Annotated in this window: 17 protein-coding genes; 9 read left to right on the top strand and 8 right to left on the bottom strand. The window is 70.4% G+C overall.

Going from position 1 to position 23082, the window contains the following annotated elements; translation table 11 throughout:
• Window positions 1–47: 47 nt before the first annotated feature.
• The 3 genes from GGR66_RS16820 to GGR66_RS16830 all read right to left on the bottom strand — a co-directional run bounded on the left by GGR66_RS16820 (window position 48) and on the right by GGR66_RS16830 (window position 4711).
• On the bottom strand, window positions 48–2813 hold the full coding sequence (locus GGR66_RS16820; protein ID WP_160968292.1) for a TonB-dependent receptor: 2766 nt from the start codon (window positions 2811–2813) through the stop codon (window positions 48–50).
• Between the two features lie 162 nt (window positions 2814–2975).
• Window positions 2976–3647 (bottom strand): energy transducer TonB, encoded by a 672-nt coding sequence (locus GGR66_RS16825; protein WP_184449232.1) that lies wholly within the window; start codon window positions 3645–3647, stop codon window positions 2976–2978.
• Window positions 3648–3973: 326 nt separating this feature from the next.
• On the bottom strand, window positions 3974–4711 hold the full coding sequence (locus GGR66_RS16830) for an SIMPL domain-containing protein (protein WP_184449235.1): 738 nt from the start codon (window positions 4709–4711) through the stop codon (window positions 3974–3976).
• A 133-nt stretch (window positions 4712–4844) separates the two neighbouring features.
• On the opposite strand from GGR66_RS16830, the gene GGR66_RS16835 reads away from it, so the two are divergent.
• From GGR66_RS16835 to tldD, 4 genes are all read left to right on the top strand, one after another.
• Complete coding sequence (locus GGR66_RS16835; RefSeq protein WP_184449237.1) at window positions 4845–5411, top strand: Maf family nucleotide pyrophosphatase; 567 nt, start codon at window positions 4845–4847, stop codon at window positions 5409–5411.
• Window positions 5411–6901, top strand: coding sequence for a ribonuclease G (gene rng / locus GGR66_RS16840; protein WP_160968300.1), 1491 nt, complete (start codon window positions 5411–5413; stop codon window positions 6899–6901). Before GGR66_RS16835 ends, rng begins: the two co-directional genes overlap by 1 nt.
• 157 nt (window positions 6902–7058) lie before the next feature.
• Window positions 7059–10952, top strand: a complete 3894-nt coding sequence (locus GGR66_RS16845; protein ID WP_184449239.1) for a YhdP family protein — start codon at window positions 7059–7061, stop codon at window positions 10950–10952.
• A 126-nt stretch (window positions 10953–11078) separates the two neighbouring features.
• Entirely contained in the window at window positions 11079–12521 is a 1443-nt protein-coding gene (gene tldD, locus GGR66_RS16850; protein ID WP_160968304.1) for a metalloprotease TldD, read from the top strand.
• A 159-nt stretch (window positions 12522–12680) separates the two neighbouring features.
• Here tldD and yjgA read toward each other — a convergent pair whose 3' ends face one another.
• A complete protein-coding gene (gene yjgA, locus GGR66_RS16855; RefSeq protein ID WP_184449241.1) occupies window positions 12681–13277 on the bottom strand; it encodes a ribosome biogenesis factor YjgA in 597 nt (198 codons plus the stop codon).
• Between the two features lie 95 nt (window positions 13278–13372).
• Here yjgA and pmbA point away from each other — a divergent pair, with 95 nt between their 5' ends.
• From pmbA to GGR66_RS16880, 5 genes are all read left to right on the top strand, one after another.
• Window positions 13373–14737, top strand: coding sequence for a metalloprotease PmbA (gene pmbA / locus GGR66_RS16860; RefSeq protein ID WP_160968308.1), 1365 nt, complete (start codon window positions 13373–13375; stop codon window positions 14735–14737).
• Between the two features lie 37 nt (window positions 14738–14774).
• Window positions 14775–15173, top strand: a complete 399-nt coding sequence (locus GGR66_RS16865; protein ID WP_184449243.1) for a DUF4870 domain-containing protein — start codon at window positions 14775–14777, stop codon at window positions 15171–15173.
• Window positions 15174–15348: 175 nt separating this feature from the next.
• Entirely contained in the window at window positions 15349–15726 is a 378-nt protein-coding gene (locus tag GGR66_RS16870; RefSeq protein WP_019797965.1) for a DUF4870 domain-containing protein, read from the top strand.
• Window positions 15727–15897: 171 nt separating this feature from the next.
• A complete protein-coding gene (locus GGR66_RS16875) occupies window positions 15898–17325 on the top strand; it encodes a DUF1800 domain-containing protein (protein WP_184449245.1) in 1428 nt (475 codons plus the stop codon).
• A 37-nt stretch (window positions 17326–17362) separates the two neighbouring features.
• Window positions 17363–18496, top strand: a complete 1134-nt coding sequence (locus tag GGR66_RS16880) for a DUF1501 domain-containing protein (protein ID WP_184449247.1) — start codon at window positions 17363–17365, stop codon at window positions 18494–18496.
• Between the two features lie 80 nt (window positions 18497–18576).
• On the opposite strand, the gene GGR66_RS16885 is transcribed toward GGR66_RS16880, so the two are convergent.
• The 4 genes from GGR66_RS16885 to tilS form a co-directional block, all read right to left on the bottom strand.
• A complete protein-coding gene (locus GGR66_RS16885; protein ID WP_184449249.1) occupies window positions 18577–19671 on the bottom strand; it encodes a M35 family metallo-endopeptidase in 1095 nt (364 codons plus the stop codon).
• A 765-nt stretch (window positions 19672–20436) separates the two neighbouring features.
• Entirely contained in the window at window positions 20437–21315 is an 879-nt protein-coding gene (locus GGR66_RS16890) for a polyprenyl synthetase family protein (RefSeq protein WP_184449251.1), read from the bottom strand.
• Window positions 21305–21568, bottom strand: a complete 264-nt coding sequence (locus GGR66_RS16895) for an exodeoxyribonuclease VII small subunit (RefSeq protein WP_160968322.1) — start codon at window positions 21566–21568, stop codon at window positions 21305–21307. The genes GGR66_RS16890 and GGR66_RS16895 overlap by 11 nt, the downstream gene beginning before the upstream one ends.
• A gap of 31 nt (window positions 21569–21599) precedes the next feature.
• Window positions 21600–22916: a tRNA lysidine(34) synthetase TilS gene (gene tilS / locus GGR66_RS16900; RefSeq protein WP_255421746.1), complete on the bottom strand. Its 1317-nt coding sequence runs from the start codon at window positions 22914–22916 to the stop codon at window positions 21600–21602.
• Between the last annotated feature and the right edge of the window lie 166 nt (window positions 22917–23082).

Genomic DNA, 23082 nt, shown 5'->3' on the forward strand with positions numbered 1-23082 from the left:
CCGGGCTTTCGCCCGGGCTTTTCGTTACTGCAGTGCGACCTCGGCCATCAGTTGAACGTGTACTTCGCGCCCACCGTGAAGTAGCGGCCGATCGCACCGCTGACGTGCAGCGGGTTGTAGTTGACCGCACCGTAGGTGGTCGGATCCAGCGGCGCGATCCGGTCGAACACGTTCTCCACCGACGCGCTCAGTTCGAACGCCTCGGTGATGTTCCAGCGGCCCGACAGATCGAAGGTGGTGAACGAGGCGATCTTCTTGACCGGCGTGCCGTCGGCGTAGAACGCCTGGTACTCGCCGCCGCGGCTGTCCTTGTTCTCGATGCTGTCGATGTAGTTCACCACGCCGCTCACGCTCCAGCTGCCCTGCTTCCAGGTGGTGCCGAAGTTGATGCGGTCCTGCGGCGTGCCGATGCAGTTGGTCACGTCGCAGTTGCCGTGCGTGCCCACGTAGTCGACGGTGCTGCCGCCTTCGGTGCGCTCGAACTTGAGCAGGTGGCTCCACTGCGCGTCCAGCTCCAACTGGCCCGGGCCGATCGCGAAGGTCTGGCGGATGTCGGTGTCGATGCCGCGCACGCGCGAGGAGTTCGCGTTCACGTAACCGGTGTTGACTGCCAGGATGGTGCCGCTGTTGGGGACGCCGCCGATGTTGTTGCTGTCGCGCAGCACGTTGCCGGCAAGGATCGCATCGCGGGTGCTGCTCGGGGCGATCTCGTTGGTGCGTTTGATCTCCCAGCCGTCCACGGTCAGCGAGGTGGTCGATGTCGGCTGCAGCACGAAGCCCACCGAGTAGCTCTTGGATTCCTCGGGCTTCAGCGCCGGGTTGGGGCGGGTGATGATCGCCACCGAACGCGTCCCGCACTCGCTGGCACTGATCGCGCAGCGCACCGGATCGGCCGCATTGGAAAACGCGGCCAGGCCGCCGTTGCCGTTTTCGGCCGGGTTCGGCGCCCGGAAGCCTTCCGCATAGCTGGCGCGCAGCGCGATCCACTCGGCCGGGGTCCACTTCACGCCAAGCTTCGGCGTGGCCTTGCCGTCGCCGCCGTCGTACTTGTCGTAGCGCAGTGCCGCCGACAGTTCCAGTTGCTCCAGCACTGGTGCGGACAATTCGACGTAGCCGGCATAAACGTTCTGGGTGCCGTCGTAGGCCGAATAGCCCAGGCCGATGATGTCGCCGATGTCGGTGTAGGTCTGCGGGGTCAGACTGTTGCTGGTCTTGCGCCATTCCGCGCCCAGCGCCAGGCCCAGCGGTCCGCCCTTGAGGTCGGCCAGGCTGCGCGAGACGGTGAAGTTGAACATGTCCAGGCCAGACTTGGCACGCGCGTTGATGGTCGGCGAGATGTAGTCGTAGAGCGCCTGCGAGTTCAGGTTGGCGTTGTCGCCGATGCGCCAGGTGCCGGCCGGGCAGGCCGGATTGCCCAGCACGCAACGCACCGCGCTATAGCGCAGGAAGCCGGTGCGCGTGCTGGTCAGGACGGTGCCGGAGTGCAAATAGCCGGTGTCGTAGCTCCAGTCGCCCCAGTTGCCTTTCACGCCGACCAGGAAGCGGTTGAACTCGTTGGTGTTGTCGGTGACGCGCGGACCCACGTCCCAGGCGCTGTAGCGCACGCGCGCGTCGTAGGGCAGCGGGTTGTCCGGATGGCCGGCGTAGAGCACGGTGGCACCGGGGCCGCTGTTGGCGTTGACCGGGCCGCCCGGGTAGCCCCAGCCGCCGGACACGTTGGATGGGGTATTGGAAAAGACCGTGTTCTTCTTCGAGTAGCCGATCTCGGTGTAGATCTCGCCGCCCTCGCCGAAGGCGAAGCTGGCGCGGCCGAACACGTTGACGTACTTCTCCTCGGGTGACAGGTCGCGGAACTGCTGCACCGGATCCCACAGGCAACCCTGCGCCTGCGAGGTAGCTTCGTTCTGCCCCGGGATGGTGGTCAGGCCGGCGCAGCCGGGCAGCGCGACCAGTTGCCCGCTGGTGTCGAACACCGAGCCGTTCGGGCCGTTCAGGCTGCCGATGTTGGTGCCGCCGCTGCGGTAGGCGCCGCCGAGAAACTGCGCGTCCTGCGCCGCGTAGCCCCAGCGGCGGATGTCGCCGGTGCCGATCCACTTGCGATCCTTGCGGTCGCCGATCTTGATCGCGTCGGTCTTGCCCACGTCCAGGCTGAAGAATGCGTTCCAGCCGTCGCGGGACAGGTCGCCGGTACCGGCGGTCAGGGTCGCCTTGCGCGCATCGCCGTCGCCATCGCCGGAGATGCCGTAGGAGCCGCGCAGAATCGCGCCCTGGAAGTCGCTGCGCAGGATGATGTTGACCACACCGGCGATGGCGTCGGAGCCGTAGATCGCCGAGGCACCGTCCTTCAGCACTTCGACCCGCTCGACCGCGTCCAGCGGGATCGTGCTCAGGTCGGTGAAGACCTTCTGTCCGTCGTCGGCCAGGCCGTAGGTGGCCATGCGTCGGCCGTTCAGCAGTACCAGGGTGGAACCGGCACCCAGGCCGCGCAGCGAAATGCCGGAGCCGCCGCCGGCGAAACCTTGGCCGAAGCTCTTCGGAACCGCACCAGCGCCATTGGCGGTCAGGGTCTGCAGGTACTCGCCCAGCGAGGTCTTGCCGCTGCGGTCGATTTCCTGGCGGCTCACCACCTGCACCGGTGCCGGGGTCTCGGTATTGGTGCGCGGGATGTTGGAGCCGGTGACGGTGATGCGGTCGAGGTTGGTGGCCGCTTCCTGGGCGAAGGCGGCAGGGCCTGCGAGGGTGGCGAGAACGCCGGCGACGGAGGCACACAGCAGGGTACGGCGGGTTGCACGCCGTTGGGTCGGGGTGTTCACAGTTTCTCTCCTAACTGGAAACGCAGGTTGTGACTTTCTGACGAAAGTGCCGGCGTCTTGGTGGCCGGCTGTCTCTCATCTAGGTGTATCTATCGTGAATAATGCGTGAATTTTGGATTAACACGACCGGCCGGCGATGGCGGCCGGTCGTGTTACAGCGCCTCAGCGATCGAGCGAAAAATCGATCGGCACTAACCCATACGCCTGCACCGGCGTGCCGTTCTGCAGCGCCGGCTTGAACGCCCAGCGCTTGAGCACCTGATCGCGCGCCGCCTGGTCCAGCACCCGGTGGCCGCTGCTCTTCTCGACGCTGACCTGTAGCGGTTGCCCGTCCGTGCCGACCAGCACCCGCAGCAGCACGCTGCCCTGCAGACGGTCGCGCAGCCCGTCGCGTGGATACGGCGGGGCCGGTGCACGCAGGTACTGCAACTGCATGCCCTCCACCGGCGCGCTCACGCTGGCCGGCGGCAGGCTCGGCGCGGCGATGCTGGGCGCGGGGTCGACGCTGGGCGCGGTGTCCAGGGCGACCGGGCTGCTGTCGACCGGCGTCGGGGTCGGCACCGGCACGGGCACGGGCACCGCGGTCGGGGTGCGCGGTTGCGGCGGCGTCTGTTTCTCGGTCACCGGCATGGTCGGCGGCGGAGTGACCGGGACCACCACGGGTTGCTGCCAGCGCGGCTGCACCTGCGCCGGTTCCGATGGCGCGGTCACGTGCGAGAGCGGAAGCAGCAGCAACAGGGCGGCCAGCAGGTGCAAGGCGAGCGCGGTGCTGTAGGCCAGGACCCGGGACAGGTCGATGCGGAAGGACGGGGCGGGGAGTTGCGTGCGAACCATGGATCCACCTCTGCGATAGGAGTGTCGTGGACTGCGGTACGGCTAAGAGCGGCGAACCAACCTGCTGCGCAACCGCCAGGCGGGCGCGGACGGCACCCGCCTGGCGGTTGCTCGCGACGGTTCGTTCGCCACTCTGAACGCACGGGCGCGGCGGATGGGGTCATCGTGCCCGTTCGCGTTTCGACAGTGCGCCGGTCGTGGGCGCTTTGGCAAGAGGGTGGCCGCGACTGGCGCTGGGTGCGGCAATGAGGGCGGCGGCGCTGCCGAATCCGGAGACGACGACGGCGCCCGCAGGCGCCGTCGTGAGGTGTGGTCCGGGCAGTCGCTTACTTGCCCAGTTCGAATACCACGTCCAGGTTGACCGAGACGCTGCTCTCGCCCGGGGCGACCGGCGTGTCGGCCTCGGCCTTCATCGCCATCGCGCGCATCATCGGCATGGGCGGACGCACCCCGCCGCCGCCGCCCTCGGAAATGCTGACGATGCGCCGCACACGCAGGCCCAGCGCCTTGGCGTAGCTCTGCGCGCGCGCCTGCGCCTTCTTCAGCGCATCGACGCGGGCCTGGTCGTACAGCGGTTCCGGATCGTCGATCTCGAAGGTCGGGCCGTTGATCTGGTTGGCGCCCTGCGCGGCCAGCGCATCGAGCACCTTGCCGAGCTTGGCGATGTCGCGCACCTTGAGGTTCACCGAGTTGTTGGCCTGGTAGCCGGTGATCTGCGGCGCCTGGTTCTCGACATACTTGTACTGCGGGTTGAGGCTGACGCCGCTGGTCTGCACGTCCTTGTCGGCGATGCCGGCGGCGCGGATCGCGGCCAGCACCTTGGTCATCTGCTCGGCGTTCTGGCGCATCGCCGCGGCGCTGTCGGTGGCCTGGGTGACCACGCCGGCCGAGATGGTGGCGACGTCGGGCGCGCGCTTGGCCTCGGCCTGCGCGGCGATGTTGAGCAGGGTGCCGTCGGCGGGCACGGCGTAGCCGGGCGCGGCGGATTGGGCGTGGGCGGTCATCGTGCCTCCTAGGGCGAGGGACAGGGCCAGCAGCAGCGGGCGGACGGACAATGCGCGCATCGATGTTCTCCTTGTGAAGATTGGGCGAGGGTGTTGCCGCGACGATGAACGCGTCGTGATCTTCTTCGGGGTCGACGCGATCGTCCCGTCATTGGCGATCGTTCAGTCAGTCCGCTCGGGTTATCCTTCGGCCATGCTGTATCTCGCGTCCCGTTCCCCTCGCAGAAACGAACTGCTGACCCGCCTCGGCGTGCAATTCCGGATCCTCGATCTCGAGGTGCCGGAAGTGCGCGCGGCGGATGAATCGGCGCAGGCCTATGTGCGCCGCGTGGCGCTGGACAAGGCCCGCGCCGGCTTGGCGCAACTGGCCGACGCCGCCGACGCGGTGGTGCTCGGCGCCGACACCGAAGTGGTGCTGGACGACCGCGTGTTCGGCAAGCCGACCGACGCCGAGGACGCCGCAGCGATGCTGGCGGCCCTGTCCGGGCGCACCCACCAGGCGATGACCGCGGTGGCGCTGGTCGCCGCCGGCCGCGAGGAACTGGTGCTGGTGCCCACGGCGGTGACCTTCGCCGATGTGTCCGCGCGCGACATCGCCGACTACGTGGCCAGCGGCGAACCGATGGGGCGGGCCGGCGCGTATGCGATCCAGGGCGGGGCCGAACGCTTCGTCAGCCGTCTCGACGGCAGTTATTCCGGGGTGATGGGCCTGCCCCTGCACCAGACCCACCACCTGCTGCGCACCTTCGGAGTGCTGTGATGTCGCAAGAGATCCTGGTCAACGTCACACCACGCGAGACCCGGGTGGCGGTCATCGAGAACGGCATGCTGCAGGAGCTGCACATCGAGCGCGGCTGGCGTCGCGGGGTGGTCGGCAACATCTACAAGGGCCGGGTGCAGCGGGTGATGCCCGGCATGCAGGCGGCCTTCGTCGAGGTCGGGCTGGAGCGCGCCGCGTTCCTGCACGCCAACGACGTGGTGCGGCCGGCGCCGGTCGGCAACGGCGACACCGAGGAAGCGACGCCGCTGCCGGTCTCGGCCGCGGTGCCGATCGTGGAACTGCTGCGCGACGGCCAGGACATCGTGGTGCAGGTGGTCAAGGACCCGATCGGCAGCAAGGGCGCGCGGCTGACCACGCAGATCAGCATTCCCTCGCGCTACCTGGTGCTGCTGCCGCAGTCGCGGGTGATCGGGGTCTCGGCGCGGATCGAGGACGAGGCCGAACGGCTGCGCCTGAAGACCCTGGTCGCCGACCTGGCGGCCAGCCACGGCGGCTTCGGCTACATCATCCGCACCAATGCCGAGGGCCAGCCGGCCGAGGCCCTGGCCGAGGACATCGCCTACCTGTCGCGGGTCTGGAACGTGGTCGAGCGGCGCGGCCGCGACGGCGCCCCGGCCAGCATCATCTACGAGGACCTGAGCCTGCCGCTGCGCGCGGTGCGCGACCTGATCCGCAAGGACGTGGAAAAGGTCAAGGTCGATTCGCACGAGACCTTCGAGCGGCTGCAGGCCTTCGTCGCCAAGTACATGCCGGTGCTGGCCGAGCGTCTGGAGCTGTACACCGGCGACCGCCCGATCTTCGACCTGTACGGGGTCGAGGACGAGATCGCGCGCGCGCTGGACAAGCAGGTGCCGCTGAAGTCCGGCGGCTACCTGGTCATCGACCAGACCGAGGCGATGACCACCATCGACGTCAACACCGGCTCGTTCCTGGGCCAGCGCAACCTCGAGGAGACGGTGTTCCGCACCAACCTGGAGGCGGCGCAGGCGGTGGCGCGGCAACTGCGGCTGCGCAACCTCGGCGGCATCATCATCATCGACTTCATCGACATGGACGACGCCGAGCATCGCCGCCAGGTGCTGCGCACGCTGGAGAAGGCGCTCTCGCGCGACCACGCCAAGACCACGGTGTACGAGTTCTCGCCGCTGGGCCTGGTGGAGATGACCCGCAAGCGCACCGTGGAGAGCCTGGAGCGGCAGTTGTCCGAGCCGTGCCCGGAATGCAGCGGCCGCGGCTCGATCAAGACCGCCGAGACCGTGACCTACGAGATCTTCCGCGAGATCACCCGCGCGGTGCGCCAGTTCGACGCGGCGCGGCTGCTGGTGATCGCCTCGACCAAGGTGGTGGCACGCATCACCGACGAGGAATCGGCAGCGGTGGCCGAACTGGAGGAGTTCCTCGGCAAGACCATCCGCTTCCAGGCCGACGAACAATACCTGCAGGAGCAGTTCGACGTGGTGCTGTTGTGAGGCAGGGAGTCGGGATTGGGGATTGGGGATTGGTGGAAAAGCGCGCTGTCGGCGCTGACTCATCCTGGGATTTTCTGGCTGAATTTCACGTGGTAGTAGGCGGTTCGCGATCTGCTGTTGCGAATCCCCAATCCCGAATCCCCAATCCCCGCCCCTGATGCACACCCCCCTGCGCCGCCGCCTGCGCCTGGCTCGCCGTTTCGCGTTCTACGCGGTGGCGATCGGGCTGGTGTGCGTGGCCCTGGCGGTGGGCGCGTTGAGCCAGGCGCTGCCGTTCGTCGAGCGGCATCCGCAGCAGGTGGCGGCGTGGCTGAGCGAGCGTGCCGGGCGGCCGATCCGCTTCGACCGGCTGGAGACGGCCTGGACCCGGCGCGGCCCGCTGCTGCGCCTGGACGGCCTGCGCATCGGTGCCGGCGACGGCGTGCGCATCGGCCAGGCCGAAGTGCTGGTGTCGATGTATGCGGGACTGCTGCCGGGGCGCTCGTTCACCGAGCTGCGCCTGCGCGGCCTGGCGCTGACCCTGCTGCGCGCCGACGACGGCAACTGGAGCGTGCAGGGCCTGCCGACCTCGGGGCAGGGCGGCGATCCGCTGGATGCGCTGGAAGGGTTGGGCGAACTGCAGGTTATCGATGGCCGCCTGCGTGTGCATGCCCCGTCGCTGGGCCTGGAGGCGCAGGTACCGAAGATCGACCTGCGGATGCGCGTGAACGGCGAGCGCCTGCAGGTGGGCGTGCAGGGCTGGAGCGATCTGCAACAGGCGCCGCTGACGGCGGTGCTGGACCTGGACCGCCACAGCGGCGACGGCCAGGCCTACCTGGCGGTGCGCCCGGCGGAGCTGGCCGGCTGGGCCGGCCTGCTGCATGCGGCCGGCATCGAACTGCAGGGCGGTGTCGGCGAAGTCCAGGCCTGGCTGGATCTGCAGCAGCGCCGGGTCGCCGGAGTGACCGTGGATGCCACGCTGCGCGAGCTGCGCCTGCGCGGCGCGCCGCTGGCCGACGGCCGTACCCGGCCGCAACTGGCCTTCACCACTTTCCGCGCGAAGGCGCGCTGGCGCCAGATCGACGGCGGCTGGCGGCTGGATGCGCCGCAGCTGCAGTTCGGCCAGGCCGGACAGCCGCTGCAACGCCTGGACGGGCTGACCGTGGCCGGCGGGCGCCGCTTCGCCCTGTATGGCGACCAGCTCGACGTGGCGCCGCTGATCGCCGTGGCCGGGCTCAGCGACCGCCTCTCACCAAGCTTGCGCAGTTGGTTGGCGGTGGCGCGGCCGCGCCTGCAACTGACCCAGGTGGCGGTGAGCGGGGTGCCCGGCGGTGCGCTGTACGGCCAGGGCCGCCTGACCGAGCTGGCGTTCGCGCCGGCCGGGGGCGCGCCCGGGGTGAGTGGGCTGCGCGGCCGCTTCGACGGCGATGCCCAGGCCGGCGAACTGGCGCTGGAGGCCGGCAGTCCGGTGCGCGTCGACTGGCCCAGCGGCTTCGGCGTGGTTCACCAGGTGCAACTGGCCGGGCGCATCGTGGCGTTCCGCGACGGCGACGGCCTGCGCGTGGCGACCCCGGGGCTGCGCGTGCAGGGCAGCGACTACGGCGCCGACGTGCGCGGCGGGCTGCGCTTCCAGGGCGATGGCTCGCGGCCGTGGATCGACCTGGCCGCCGATCTGCAGGACGCGCCGGTGGTGGCGGCGAAGACGTTCTGGGTCCATTCCAAGATGAGCAAGGCCGCCACCGACTGGCTCGACGCCGCGCTGCAGGGCGGGCGCCTGCGCGACGGCCATGCGCTGGTGTCCGGCGATCTGGACGACTGGCCGTTCGCCGACCACAACGGGCGCTTCGAGGCGACCGCGCGGCTGGAGGACGCCAAGGTGCGCTTCCAGCACGACTGGCCGGCGGTGGAGAACGTGGACGCCAGCGTCGCCTTCATCGGCAACGGCTTCGAGGTGCACGGCCGCGGCAGCATGGGCGGGGTGCCGGTGGAGCAACTGTCGGCGGCGCTGCCCGACTACAAGGAAGGCCAGCTCAGCGTGCTGGCCAGCACCCGCGCCGAGACCGGCAAGCTGCTGGCGATGCTGCGGCAGAGCCCGCTGCGCGCCCGTTACGGCGACACCCTGGATGCGCTCAGCGCCTCGGGCCCGGCCGACGTCACCTTCGACCTGCTGCAGCCGCTGCGTGCCGACATCGGCACCCACCACCTGCGCGGCACGGTCGACCTGCTCGGCGCGCACATCGCCGACAAGCGCTGGGACCTGGCCTTCGACGACATGCGCGGCAGCGCCAACTACAGCGACACCGGATTCGCCGCGCAGAAGCTGAGCGTGTCCTACCAGGGCCACCAGGGCGAACTGGCGCTGCGCGCCGGCGACGGTGTGCAGGATCCGCAACAGGCCTTCGAGGCCGCGCTGAGCGCGACGCTGGATGCGAACGAACTGCTCGACCGGGTGCCGGAAATGGCCTGGCTCAAGCCCTACGTGCAGGGCCGCTCGCGCTGGAACATCGGCGTCGGCCTGCCCAAGACTCCCGACGGTGGCGCGCAGCCGCCGACCCGGCTGCAACTGCGCTCTGACCTGGTCGGCACCGAGCTGTTGATGCCGGCGCCGATGGACAAGGCGCCGGCGACACCGCTGGCCACTTCGGTCAACGTGCCGCTGCCGGTCGGCAGCGGCCGCATCGAGGTGGCCTTCGGCAAGTTGATGGCGCTGGCCGCGCGCAGCCAGGACGGCAAGACCGGCGTGCGCGTGGTGATGGGCAGCGACCACGTCGCCGACGATCCGCCCGCCAGCGGCCTGGTGGTGAGCGGGCGCACCGCCGCGTTGAACGCCATCGACTGGATCGGCGTGGTCAGCCGCCCGGATCCGAACGCCGCCGCGGCCAATGGCGGCGAAGACCCGATGCCGCTGCGTCGCATCGAGATCCTCGCCGACCATCTGCTGTTGCTCGGCGGGGTGTTCGACAACACCCGCCTGCGCCTGCTGCCGCAGGCCGACAGTATCGACGTGCACCTGGACGGCCCGGCCCTGGCCGGCGACCTCAGCGTGCCGACCAAGGACGGCGGCGTGCTCGGCGGGCGCCTGGCGCGGGTGCACTGGCGCTCGGCCACGGCCACGTTGCCGACGGCGGACGGCACGCCGACGGCGGTGGTCGCCACGCCTGCCGACAGCGGGGTCGCCGGCAGCGCCGGCCCGGTCCCGGCCGGCCCGTTCGCCGACAGCCTGGACCCGGCGGCGATCCCGGCGCTGGCGCTGGACGTGGACGACCTGCGCTTCGGTGCGATGACCCTCGGTGCGGCCTCGCTGCGCACGCGCAAGCTCGCCGACGGCATGCAGGTGGACCAACTGCACCTGCGCTCGGACAAGCAGAAGATCGACATCAGCGGCGACTGGCGCGGCAAGGGCGCCACCGCCCGTACCCAACTCAACGCCAGCGTCGACAGCCGCGACCTGGGCGAGCTGATGCAGAACCTGGACTTCGGCGGGCAGGTGCGTGGCGGCGAAGGTCAGCTGACGCTCAGCGCGGCCTGGCCGGGCACGCCGTCCGGCCTGCAACTGGCCACGGTGCAGGGCCAGCTCGACGTCGCCGCGCGCAACGGCCAGCTGCTGGAACTGAATCCGGGGGCCGGGCGCGTGCTCGGCCTGCTCAGCGTGGCGCAGTTGCCGCGGCGGCTGATGTTCGATTTCCGCGATTTCTTCTCCAAGGGCTTCGCCTTCAACCGCATCGACGGCCAGATCCGCTTCGGCGACGGCGTGGCGCGCAGCGAGGGCATGGTCATCGATGGCCCGGCCGCGGAGATCAAGGTGCGTGGCGAGGCCGACCTGCGCGCCCAGCAGTTCGACCAGACCATCGACGTCAATCCCAAGTCCGGCAACCTGCTGACCGTGGTCGGCGCGGTGGCGGGCGGACCGGTCGGTGCGGCGGTCGGCGCGGCCGCCAACGCAGTGCTGGGCAAGCCGCTGGGCAACATCGGCGCACGCACCTACCGGGTCACCGGGCCGTGGAAGGATCCCAAGGTGGACGTGATCGAGCGCGAATCCGCGCGCCAGCCGGCGCCGGCCGGTACGCCCTGAGCGGGCGGGGATCGGGGATGACCAGCCTGCGGCTGTTGAAAGCCCGGAATTGGGGATTGGTGGCGGTCGCGCGTGCTGCGGAGTCTGCCGCTTGCGCTGCGCGCCTTCGTCCCCCATGTTGAGCCCATGAACGATCACGCCCTGAGTCTTGCCGAAACCCGCCTGTTGCTTCCCGCCGGCCTGGATGCCCCCAGCCTGGAGCGCGCCTTCGGCACGCTGCTCGGCCCCGGCATCGACTTCGGCGACCTGTATTTCCAGCATTCCCGGCGCGAGAGCTGGAGCGTGGAGGACGGCATCGTCAAGGACGGCGCCCACTCCATCGAGCAGGGCGTGGGGGTGCGCGCGATCTCCGGCGAGAAGACCGGCTTCGCCTATTCCGACGACATCCACCGCGATGCGCTGCTGGCCGCCGCGCAGTCGGCGCGGGCCATCTCCCGCGACGGCGGCGCGCAGCCGGCGCAGGCGCTGCAGCGCGGCGGCGGCCGTGCGCTGTACCCGGCGCTGGATCCGGTGGACGCGATGGACAACGCGCACAAGGTGGAGCTGTTGCGGCGGCTGGACCAGTACCTGCGCGCCGCCGATCCGCGCGTGCAGCAGGTGATGGTGAGCCTGTCCGGCGCGGTGGACACCGTGCTGGTGGCGCGCAGCGACGGCGTGCTCGCCGCCGACGTGCGCCCGCTGGTGCGCTTGAACGTGCAGGTGATCGTCGAACAGCAGGGCCGCCGCGAGTCCGGCTATGCCGGCGGTGGTGGTCGCTACGACTACGACACGCTGTTCGCCGACGGCCGCCCGGAAGCCTTCGCCCGCGAGGCGCTGCGCCAGGCGCTGGTGAACCTGGAGGCGGTGCCGGCACCGGCCGGGGTGATGCAGGTGGTGCTCGGCCCGGGCTGGCCCGGCGTGCTGCTGCACGAGGCGGTCGGCCATGGCCTGGAGGGCGACTTCAACCGCAAGGGCACCAGCGTCTACGCCGGCCGCATCGGCCAGCGCGTGGCCTCGCCCGGCGTCACCATCGTCGACGACGGCACCCTGGACGGCCGCCGCGGTTCGCTCAACGTTGACGACGAGGGGACCGCGACCAATTGCACCACCCTGATCGAGGACGGTGTGCTGGTCGGCTACATGCAGGACACGCTCAACGCGCGGCTGATGGGCGTGGCGCCGACCGGCAACGGCCGCCGCGAATCGTTCGCGCATCTGCCGATGCCGCGCATGACCAACACCTACATGCGCGCCGGCCAGCACGACCCGCAGGAGATGATCCGCTCGGTGAAGAAGGGCCTGTACGCGGTCAACTTCGGCGGCGGTCAGGTCGACATCACCAGCGGCAAGTACGTGTTCTCGGCCACCGAGGCCTACCTGATCGAGGATGGCAAGGTCACCGCGCCGGTGAAGGGCGCCACCCTGATCGGTAACGGCCCGGAGACCATGCAGAAGGTGCGCATGATCGGCCACGACCTGGCGCTGGATGAAGGCGTCGGCGTCTGCGGCAAGGATGGGCAGAGCGTGCCGGTGGGCGTGGGCCAGCCGTCGCTGCTGATCGACGGACTGACCGTGGGCGGGACGGCCTAGGAGCCGGGAGTGGGGATTCGGGAATCGGGATTCGGTAAAGCGGGCGCCGCGGTGCGCTGTGGCGTTGCCGGTCTGGCGGATGGGTTCATCGCGCGCCGCACCCGCTACGGGGCCGGGAATGTGTCGGCGGCCGTGCGCGGCAGCCGACGTTTCCGCGCCTCAGTCGCGCGTGTCGTCGAGCGCCTCGTCGTCATCGGCTTGTTCGACTCCCGATTCTCCATTTCCCATTGCCGACGCGGCACCCAGGATCAGCTCGCGCAGTTCCCGGAACAACTCGCGATAGGCATGCGGCGGCTTGTTCTTGAGCCGTTCTTCCTTCGCGTTGCGGATCAGTTGGCGCAGGCGCTGGCGGTCGGCGTCGGGGTGGTCGTTCAGCAGTTCGGTCAGCGCGCTGTCGCCGTCGGCAAGCAGCCGCTCGCGCCAGTCCTCGACCCGGTGCATGGCCGCCACTTCGCGGCGCGCGCTGTCGCTGTTGACGTCCATGGCCTCGCGGATCGCCTCCAGCACCGCCTCGTCCTCGCGCCGCATCTGCTTGGCCAGGAACGCCAGTTGCCGCTTGTGCGCGATGTGCGCGGTGATGCGCTTGGCTTCCTCGATGTGCGGGATCAGCGACTCGGGCACCGGCAGCTTGGCCAGCTGCGCCGGGGTCAGCGCCACCAGCTTCTCGCCCAGGCTCAGCACTTCCAGCGCCTCGCGGCGTTGCTGGCTGCGGCTTTCGCCGCGGAATTCACCGGTGTCTTCGTCGCGTCCGCGCATGCTCGTACTACTCGATCGGGCTGGAAATCAAATCAACACATCCGGCCAGGACGGCCGGACAGGGGCGAAGGGATTCGCACAACAAGGATAAAGCATTGAACGCGATCACCCCCGATTTGCACCGCGACGACAGCCAGCAGCGCCTGGAGCGCCTGTCCGACATCGCCGAGCGGCTGCTGGCGCGCGCCCGCGCGCTCGGCGCCAGCCAGGCCGAGGTCAGCTGCAGCGAAGACCGCGGGCTGGACGTCAACGTGCGCCTGGGCGCGGTGGAGACCGTGGAGTCCACCCGCGACCGCGGCATCGGCGTCACCGTCTACTTCGGCCAGCGCAAGGGCAGCGCCAGCACCGCCGACCTGCACGAGTCCAGCCTGGAGGCCACCGTGGCCCAGGCCTGCGCCATCGCCCGCTACACCGAGGACGATGTGGCCGCCGGCTTGGCCGAGGCGGCGCTGATGGCACGCGAGCAGCCGGATTACGACCGTTGGCATCCGTGGCCGCTGCAGGCAGAGGAGGCGATCGACTTGGCGCTGGCCTGCGAAGCCGCCGGTCGCGACGCCGATGCGCGGATCAGCAATTCCGACGGCGCCTCGGCCGGCAGCAGCGAGAGCCTGTCGGTCTACGCCAATTCGCACGGCTTCGTCGGCTGCGAGCGCAGCACCCACCATTCGATCGCCTGCACGCTGATCGCCGGGCAGGGCGACGGCATGCAGCGCGACGGCTGGTACAGCAGCGCGCTGGCGCGCGAGGACCTGGAGCGTGCGTCGGCGATCGGCCGCCGCGCCGCCGAGCGCACCGTGGCGCGGCTGCAGCCGCGCTCGCTGCCGACCGGCGAGGTGCCGGTGCTGTTCGCGCCGGAGGTGGCGCGCTCGTTGGTCGGGCATCTGCTCGGCGCGGTGTCCGGCGGCGCGTTGTACCGCCGCACCAGCTTCCTGCTCGACAGCGCCGGCACCCGCCTGTTCCCCGACTGGTTCGCGATCGACGAATTGCCGCATCTGCGCCGCGGCCTGCGCTCGGCCGCCTTCGACGGCGAGGGCGTGGCCACCCGCGACGCGCCGCTGGTGCGCGACGGCGTGTTGCAGCGTTACGTGCTGGGCAGCTACTCGGCGCGGAAGCTGGGCCTGCAGACCACCGCCAATGCTGGCGGGGTGCACAACCTGCAGGTGGCGGCCAACGCAGAGGATCTGCAGGCCATTCTCAAGGGCATGCCGCGCGGCCTGCTGGTCACCGACCTGATGGGCAACGGCGTCAATCCGGTCACCGGCGACTACTCGCGCGGCGCCGGCGGGTTCTGGATCGAGAACGGCGAAATCGCCTATCCGGTGGACGAGATCACCATCGCCGGCAACCTGCGGCAGATGTTCCAGGACATCGAGGCGGTCGGCGCCGACATCGACGTGCGCTCGCACGTGCACATCGGCGCCGTGCTGATCGGCCGGATGACGGTGGCGGGCAACGACTGAGTGCCGCAACGCAGGCAGCGCGCAAGGACGCACAGGCATGCAGGTAACCGACACCGAGAACACGATCACCGACGGCCCCGCGCCCGCGTGGGAGCGCGTGCTGGCGGCATTTGCGCATCTGTCGATGTGGATCGGCTTGTTCGCCGCCTGCAATGTGCACCTGGGCTACGCGCTGTGGTGGCTGCTGTTGCTGTGGCTGTTGCCGGGCGCGCAATGGTGGGCGATGCGGGACAGGCAGCCGTTTGCCGCCGAACACGCGCGCCAGGCCATGCGGATGGGCTTCGGCCTGTCGCTGCTGAGTGCGGTCTTGCTGGCGCCGGCCGTGCTGATCTTCGGTGCCGTGCTCGTGTTCGGGTGGCTGCTGATCCTGATGCTGCTTGTGGCGATGGGCGTCAGCCTGCACGCGGCGGCCAAGGCCATGCTCGGTCGCCGCTAGCGCGATCCGCTGCCATATGGGGCGACGGATTGGCGCCGCGGTTGCCTGGGGGCGATCCCTGAGCCCGTCGAGGCGTCTTCCCGTCTTCCCGGCCTCGCTTGACAGCGCTGCGCCGGCCGCCGAGAGTGACGCGCCAAACGTCTTGTCCCCTCACCACCAAAGGAACGGAATACCGATGAGCGAATTCGACAACGTCACCGCCCCGCCGCCGCCGCCGGCCTCGGCAGGGCCGCAGGAAGACCGCACGGTCGCGCTGATCACCCATCTGTCCGGGATCATCGCCGGTTTCATCGTGCCGCTGATCATCTGGCTGATCAACAAGGACAATCCGGCCAAGTCCTTCCTCAACGACCAGGCCAAGGAAGCGCTGAATTTCCAGATCACCGTCGCCATCGCCTACGTGATCTGCGTGGTGCTCAGCGTGATCGTCATCGGCGGCCTGCTGATGCCGGTGGTGTGGGTGGTGAACCTGGTGTTCTGCATCCTGGCCGGCATCAAGGCCAACGAAGGCGTCGCCTACCGCTACCCGTTCGCGCTGCGTCTGATCAAGTAAGCGCACCTGCGAGCATCCCCGAAGGCCCGGCCGCTGCGCCGGGCCTTTTTTGTGCCCGCGCGCTGCGCCGGCGGGGGACCGCATGACGGCCAAGCGCGACGCCGGCATTTGCCGGTCAACCGCGGCCCGACCGGCGCGTTTGCAAGGCTGTCGCCACCATCGGAGCGCCGCATGATCCGCCGCGAGAGCTTGAGCGCCGCCAACCGTTTCGGCCTGGGCGCCCGTCCTGGCGACCTGGCCGCCATGGGCGAGCCGCGCGCCTGGCTGGCCGCGCAACTGCAGTCGCCGCCGCTGGCGCCGGAGTTGCAGGGCCTGCCCGACAGCCTTGCCTACCTGCGTCGCGAGGCCGATTACCAGCGCGAACGCCGCCAGGCGCGGCGGCAGGCAGCCGGCGATCCGCAGCAGGCCGCCCAGCAGGCGCAGCAGGCCGTGCGCGGGCTGTACCGGCAGGCACAGGCGCAGGAGCTGGCGGCGCGCTACCGAGTCGCGGTCGCCAGCCCGGCCGGGTTCGCCGAGCGCCTGGTGCAGTTCTGGTCCAATCATTTCGCGGTCTCGGTCGACAAGCGCGCGGCCGCGCTGTACGCGGCGCCGATGGAGCGCGAGGCGATCCGCCCGCACTGCATGGGCCGCTTCGCCGATCTGCTGCTGGCGGTGGAGCGGCACCCGGCGATGCTGCGCTACCTGGACAACGCCAACTCGGTCGGCCCCGACTCGCTGCTGGCGCAACGCGCGCAGCGCCGGGCCATGCGCATGGATCCCGAGCGCCCTGCGCGCCGCCTGGGGCTCAACGAGAACCTGGCGCGCGAAATCCTGGAACTGCACACGTTGGGCGTGGATGGCGGCTACACCCAGGCCGACGTCACCGAACTGGCGCGCGCGATCACCGGCTGGGGCGTGCCGGCGCCGCGCGATTTCGAGCAGGGCACGCCCGACCGTGCCTTCGTGTTCCGCGCGCCGGCACACGCCGCCGGCAGCCGGCTGGTGCTGGGCCGGCGCTATGCCGAGGACGGCATGGCGCAGGGCGAGGCGATCCTGGCGGCGCTGGCGCGGCACCCGGCCACGGCACAGCACGTCTCTCTGAAGCTGGCCCGCCATTTCGTCCGCGACGATCCGCCGCCGGCGCTGGTGCAGCGCATGACCGACGCCTGGTTGCGCAGCGACGGCGACCTGCGCCACGTCTATCGCGCCCTGATCGACAGCCCGGAGGCGTGGGACGCGCAGGCGCGCAAGTTCAAGCCGCCGCAGGATTTCGTGGTGTCGGCGCTGCGCGCCGGCGGCGACTGGCCGGCGGCGCCGCAGTCGCAGAAGACGGTGCTGACCCTGCTGGCGCGGATGGGGCAGCCGCCGTTCACTCCGCGCTCGCCGGCCGGCTACGCCGACGTGGCGGCGGAATGGAACGGCGCCGACGCGCTGTGGAAGCGCGTGCAGGCCGCCGAGGCGCTGGCCGGGCTGGCACCGGGCGATCCGCTGGCGCTGGCCGCGTCCGCGTTCGGCGACGGGCCGGATGCGGACACGCTGACCGCGGTGCGCCGCGCCGAGTCGCCGCGCGAAGGCGTGGCGGTGCTGTTGGCCAGTCCGGCCTTCCAATGGCGCGTCTGAGCGGCGCGCGGTCCGATCCGCAATGGGAGAACCTCCGATGCAACTGACTCGCCGCCGTTTCCTCGCCGCCAGCGGTGCGGCCACCGTGTTGAGCCTGTGGTCCAGCAGCGGCCTGGCTGCGCCGGGTGCCGACACACGCCTGCTGGTGGTGCTGCTGCGCGGTGCGCTGGATGGACTGCACGCGCTGGTGCCGACCGCCGACCCCGACTACGCGCGCCTGCGCGGCGCGCTGGCGCCGCCGCAGACCCTGGCCCTGGATGGCGGCTTCGCGTTGCATCCGGCGCTGGCGTTCGCGCACGAACTGTATGCGCGCAAGCAATGGTTGCCGGTGGTGGCGGTGGCGCCGCCGTACCGCCAGCGCTCGCACTTCGAGGCGCAGGATTGCCTGGAGAACGGCACCGCGCGGCCCAGCGGCGCCTCCAGCGGCTGGCTCAACCGCTGCGCGCTGGCCCTGCATGGCGCCGAGGCGGTGTCGGTGAGCGCGGTGACGCCGCTGATCATGCGCGGCCCGGGCGCGGTGAACAGCTGGTCGCCGCCGCTGCCGAGCGCGGTCAACCCGATCCTGCTGCAGCGCCTGCAGCCGCTGTACGCCGCCGATCCGCAACTGGCCGGCGGCTTCGCGCGCGCGTTGCGCGAGCAGGGCATGCAGGTTGACAGCGTCAAGGGCGGGCAACTGCCGCAGGCGATGAGCGCGGCGGCCAGCTTCATGGCCAAGCCCGACGGGCCGCGGATCGGGTTCGTCGAGGATGCCGGCTGGGATACCCACGGCAACCAGGCCGCGGTGCTGCAGCGCAAGCTGGGCGAACTGGATGCGGGGCTGCGCGCGTTCCACGATGGTGCGCAGGCCTGCTGGTCGCGCAGCGTGGTCGCGGTGGTGACCGAGTTCGGCCGTACCGCGGCGGTGAACGGCACCGGCGGCACCGACCATGGCACCGGCGGCGTGGCCTTCCTGGCCGGCGGCGCAGTGCGCGGCGGGCGCATTGCCGGGGACTGGCCCGGCCTGTCGCCGCGTGCCTTGAACGAGGGCCGCGACCTGCGCGCCACCAGCGACCTGCGCAGCCTGTTCCGGCATGTGCTCGGCGCGCATCTGGGCGTGTCCGAGCGCGCGCTGGAAACCCAGGTGTTTCCCGGCAGTGCGGGGCTGTCCAGGTTGGAGGGATTGGTGGCCTAGCAAACAAGCGAGCGGCATGCCGCACGCGAACCGGGCGCCGACGGCAGGTCGGCGCCCGGGACATCACCGGCGTGCCGGACTCAGTTCTGCGACGGATTGTTCTCGGCGAAGTACTCGTGGCTGTCGGCGTTCTTCACCGCGCGCGCCGGATCGCTCTGGGCCAGGCTCTTGGCCGCGCTCTGCCCGTACGCGGTGTCCTGGGTGCCAGCGACCACGCTGAAGTGGCTCATTTCGTGGATCAGGGTGCCGGCCTTGGAGTCGGTGCCGGTCAGCGGCGCGCTCCAGAACGCATTGCAGACGTAGATCTGGTACGGCTGATTCGGATACACGTAGGCGTAGGAGCTGTCGCTGCAGCCGCAGTTGATGGTGATCTGCCCGTTGTTCTGGTCGATCGCCGAATCGATGTTGACGAAGTTGGAGGTGGCCGTGCTGTAGCGGCTGGCGTTGTAGGCGCCGAACCAGGTGGTGTAGCGCGCGCCGGTGCTGCCGCCGTTGAGGTAGGTCTTGGCGTTCTGCGAGTAGGTGCGCGCTGCGTTCACCGCGCTGCCGATGGTGCTGATCTGGCTGGTGCTGCACGAGGCGTAGTTGACGCCGTTGACCACCGCCTGCGGGCCGACCAGCAGATCGTTGCGCACCGCATGGCCGCGGCCGCCGTCCAGCCACACCGTCAGCGGCGCGCTGGACAAGGTCTGCGGCGCGCCGTCGGCGCGCAACATGCGCGCGCCATCGGCGAACGCGGCGCCCTGCAGCGGTGCGTCGAGGCGGATGCTGTAGTTGCCGCTGCGGGTCAGGTCGTAGGCGCGGCTCAAGTCGATCTGCGCCTGCTTCACTTCGCCCGGCTGCAGCACCACCATGTCCTCGGCGCGCGGCGCGGCGCGCTTGACCAGGCGTCCGACGTAATCGACCGGCTTGCCGTCGCGCTGGACCTGGAACAGCGCGTTGTCGAGATCGCCCAGCGGCAGTTCCCACTTGGGCACGCGCGCGACCTGCTCGCCGGTGTTGCGGACGGTCACCGCCATCTGGCCGCGCTGCTGGCCGTCGGCGTCGGCGACCGGCGTCAGTTCGACCTGCAGTGACGCAGGTGCGCGCGTGAGTTGCGATTGCGCGGTAGCCGCCGAGATGATGCCGACCAGGCTGAAGCCGATCGCTGCCGAGATCCGGGATGCGTGTTTCATGCAGTCTCTCTCCGTCGAAAGTGGGCGCCCCATGGACAGGGGCCGAAGCAAACTAGCCCGGTGATGCGCGTGTGCGCGGCGCCGGTGCGTTTGTCTCCGATTTCGTCCAGCGAAGCGCGCGCCAGGTCTCAGTATGGGCACTGCGATCGCACATCACGGCGCGTGACTGGCGCGCTGCAGCGGCATCGCTGCAGTCGTATGCGCTCGATCGAGGGCGGCGCTGCGATTGGCCATGCGGCAATGACGCTCGCGCTGCGCGCTGCGCGCTGCACGTGCAGTGCGTGAAGATTGCGCTGGCGGCGACGTTTGCGGAAGGTGATGAGGATTTCGGGGATTTCCTTTCGCTGCCGCTGGCATCAGCGCGATCTGCAGCGGTGCGAGCGGCTTCGGGATTTTTGCGACAACGCGGGTTGCCATGGCGTGAGATGCGCCTGGTTGCCTGGTGTGGGAGTCAACTGTCATGCATCCGCGACGACCGGAGTAGCGGACGATCGGACAGTGAAAGCAGTCGGGACTGAAGTCCCTCCCACATTGCCCCCAGACACCTCACCTCAAGCCCCTGTAGGAGCGGCTTCAGCCGCGACAGGCGCTACCGATGACGTGTGTCGCGGCTGAAGCCGCTCCTACGACAGCGCTTCTGGTCATCAAGGGCTGCATGCTGCCAGCGGCATCATCAATCCCTGGTTTCGCGGATGCGGCGCATCGCCTGCGCGGCAACGACGCATGCGGCCGGGTCGCGGCAATCGCATGCGTTGAGCGCTGCGATCAGTGCGCGCGATCGACCGCGAGCCGTGCCAGCGCCGCCAGCGCATCGGCGGCGGTGCCGTAGCCGTGCAGGCTGTCCTGCATCGCCTGCGCCAGTTCGGCCAGCTTGGCCTTGGCGCCGTCCATGCCCAGCAGGGCAGGGTAGGTGGATTTGGCCTGCGCCGCGTCCTTGCCGGCGGTCTTGCCGAGCTGTTCGGAGCTGGCTTCCACGTCGAGGATGTCGTCGCGCACCTGGAAGGCCAGGCCCAGCGCGGTGGCGAAGGTGTCCAGCTGCGCGAGCGCGTCGGCGTCGGCGCCGCCGCCGAGCGCGCCCAGACGCACGCTGGCGCGGATCAGCGCACCGGTCTTGAGCGCATGCATGCGTTGCAGGTCGGGCAGCGCCTGTACGCGGCCGGTGGCGTCGATGTCCAATGCCTGGCCGCCGCACATGCCGGCCGCGCCGGCGGCTTCGGCCAGGGTCTGCAGCCACTGCACGCGCAGCGTCGCCGCCGCCTCGGCATTGGCCAGCAGCGCGAACGCCAGGCTCTGCAGCGCGTCGCCGGCGAGGATCGCGGTGGCTTCGTCGAAGGCGATGTGCACGGTCGGCTGGCCGCGGCGCAGGGCGTCGTCGTCCATCGCCGGCAGGTCGTCGTGGACCAGCGAATACGCATGGATCAGTTCCACCGCCAGCGCCGGTGCATCCAGCTGCGCATCGTCGGCGCCGAACAGCGCGCCGCTGGCGTAGACCAGCAGCGGGCGCATGCGCTTGCCGCCGCCCAGGGTGGCGTGGCGCATCGCCGCGTGCAGGCGTTGCGGCGCCAGCGTCGCCGCCGGCAACTGCGCCTGCAGGCCGGCTTCCACCCGTTCGCGCCAGTGCGCGAACGCCGCGTCAGCCGCCATGGGGCGGTACGGGATCGAAGGGTTCGGCGCTGTCGGGCTGCTCGGGATCGCTGAGCAGGCGCACGCGCAGTTCGGCCTGCTCCAGCGCCTGCTGGCATTGCCGGTACAGGCCCACGCCGCGCTCGTAGGCGCTCAGCGACTGTTCCAGGCTCAGGTCGCCGGCTTCCATCTTCTCCACCAGTACTTCCAGCTCCTCGAGCGATTGCTCGAAGCGGGCGACCGGGGAGGTATCGTCTTGGGACTTCTTGGGCATGGCGAAAGTGTGCGCGGCGGCGGCAGCAGGGTCAATGCGACGCGCGTGCCGGCGCTGGCAGCGGATCCAGCGCCAGGCGTGCGGCGTGCGCCTGCAGCCAGCTGTGCAATGGCGCGGCCAGCAGGACCGGACCGGCGGCCAGTAGCTGCGTGGCGTCGAACAGCAGCGGCAGCCGTGCGCGCTGCCAGGGCGGCAGCGCCTGCGTCTGCAGCAGGTGCTTCAGGGCCTGCGACTGCGTCCGCCCGGGCAGGCGCAGGCGTTCGCCGCCGCGGCGTGCGCGCACCAGCAGCGGCGTGTCGAAGACCAGTGTGGTCTCGGCGAGCAGGTGCAGGCGGCGGCCATCGGGCAGCGTCAGCGGTGCGCGGCCGTCCCACTGCGCCTGCCAGTCCGCAGGCCATGGCGCGAGGTCGCGCTCGGCATGGAGCCTGTCGCGCCAACTGCGCACGCAGGCGCCATGCCATGCGAACTGCGCCGCGGCATCGGCACGCGCGTTCAGTAGATCGCGTTCGATCGCGGCCAGGCCGGCCGCCGGCAATGGCGGCAGCCCGGCCTGCGCGACCCAGCGTCGCAGCACGCGCGCGCGCCGCGCGGCGGGCAGGCCGCGGAGCGGGGCGAGCGGAAGCGGGGCGCCTGGGGCGTCCTGCAGCGCGTCGAGCGCCGTGCGGTCGTCCGCGTCCAGCAGTGCGCCGGCGTCGGCGCACAGTTGCGCGCTGCGGGCGAGGGCGGCGTCGGCATGCGGCCAGCGCTGGCGCAGCAGCGGCAGCACCTGTAGGCGCAGGAAATTGCGATCGAAGCCGGGATCGGCATTGCTGGGGTCGTCGATCCACTGCAGGCCGTGCTGCTGTGCATAGGCGTGCAGCACGCTGCGTGGTTGCGCCAGCAGCGGCCGCCACAGGCGGCTGCCGGCGAAGTCGGACAGCGCCTGCATCGCCGCCAGGCCATCCGGGCCGGATGCGCGCAACGCACGCAGCAGGAAGGTCTCGGCCTGGTCGTCACGGTGTTGGGCCAGCGCAAGCCATTCGCCGGGCTGCAGCGCCTGCGCAAAGGCGTGGCGCCGCGCCTGCCGCGCCGCTGCTTCAAGGCCATTGCCGCTGTCGCGCGGTACCTGGACCCGCACCACCTGCAGCGGCACCGCCAGCGCCGCGCACAGCTGCGCGCACTGCGCGGCCCAGACGTCGGCGTCGGGATGCAGGCCGTGGTGCACGTGCAGCGCACGCAGGCCGGCGCGACGGTACGACGCCTGCTGCGCCAGCAGGTGCAGCAACACGGTCGAATCCAGACCGCCGCTGAGGCCGAGCAACAGCGGCGCCGGCGCCGGATCGGGCAGTGCGACGGCGAGTGCGGACAACGGGGACGGAGAGGCATGCGGCGGCATCGCGTCACTGTAGACGCAAGCGCACGTCAGCGCGAAGCGTGGCATGGCGACGTCTTTGAGTCCGAACAGCGTTGTGGGAGGACTGCAGTTCCGACACCTTTCAGTTCAATGCGTCGGGACTGAAGTCCCTCCCACAAGA

Source organism: Xanthomonas sp. 3498 (assembly GCF_014199795.1).
Classification (GTDB): Bacteria; Pseudomonadota; Gammaproteobacteria; order Xanthomonadales; family Xanthomonadaceae; genus Xanthomonas_A; species Xanthomonas_A rydalmerensis.

Coding starts and splice junctions, on each gene's coding strand:
- GGR66_RS16825 (WP_184449232.1), bottom strand. CDS start 3,647: ATGGTTCGCACGCAACTCCCCGCCCCGTCCTTCCGCATCGACCTGTCC.
- GGR66_RS16830 (WP_184449235.1), bottom strand. CDS start 4,711: ATGCGCGCATTGTCCGTCCGCCCGCTGCTGCTGGCCCTGTCCCTCGCC.
- GGR66_RS16835 (WP_184449237.1), top strand. CDS start 4,845: ATGCTGTATCTCGCGTCCCGTTCCCCTCGCAGAAACGAACTGCTGACC.
- rng (WP_160968300.1), top strand. CDS start 5,411: ATGTCGCAAGAGATCCTGGTCAACGTCACACCACGCGAGACCCGGGTG.
- GGR66_RS16845 (WP_184449239.1), top strand. CDS start 7,059: ATGCACACCCCCCTGCGCCGCCGCCTGCGCCTGGCTCGCCGTTTCGCG.
- tldD (WP_160968304.1), top strand. CDS start 11,079: ATGAACGATCACGCCCTGAGTCTTGCCGAAACCCGCCTGTTGCTTCCC.
- yjgA (WP_184449241.1), bottom strand. CDS start 13,277: ATGCGCGGACGCGACGAAGACACCGGTGAATTCCGCGGCGAAAGCCGC.
- GGR66_RS16865 (WP_184449243.1), top strand. CDS start 14,775: ATGCAGGTAACCGACACCGAGAACACGATCACCGACGGCCCCGCGCCC.
- GGR66_RS16870 (WP_019797965.1), top strand. CDS start 15,349: ATGAGCGAATTCGACAACGTCACCGCCCCGCCGCCGCCGCCGGCCTCG.
- GGR66_RS16875 (WP_184449245.1), top strand. CDS start 15,898: ATGATCCGCCGCGAGAGCTTGAGCGCCGCCAACCGTTTCGGCCTGGGC.
- GGR66_RS16880 (WP_184449247.1), top strand. CDS start 17,363: ATGCAACTGACTCGCCGCCGTTTCCTCGCCGCCAGCGGTGCGGCCACC.
- GGR66_RS16885 (WP_184449249.1), bottom strand. CDS start 19,671: ATGAAACACGCATCCCGGATCTCGGCAGCGATCGGCTTCAGCCTGGTC.
- GGR66_RS16890 (WP_184449251.1), bottom strand. CDS start 21,315: ATGGCGGCTGACGCGGCGTTCGCGCACTGGCGCGAACGGGTGGAAGCC.
- GGR66_RS16895 (WP_160968322.1), bottom strand. CDS start 21,568: ATGCCCAAGAAGTCCCAAGACGATACCTCCCCGGTCGCCCGCTTCGAG.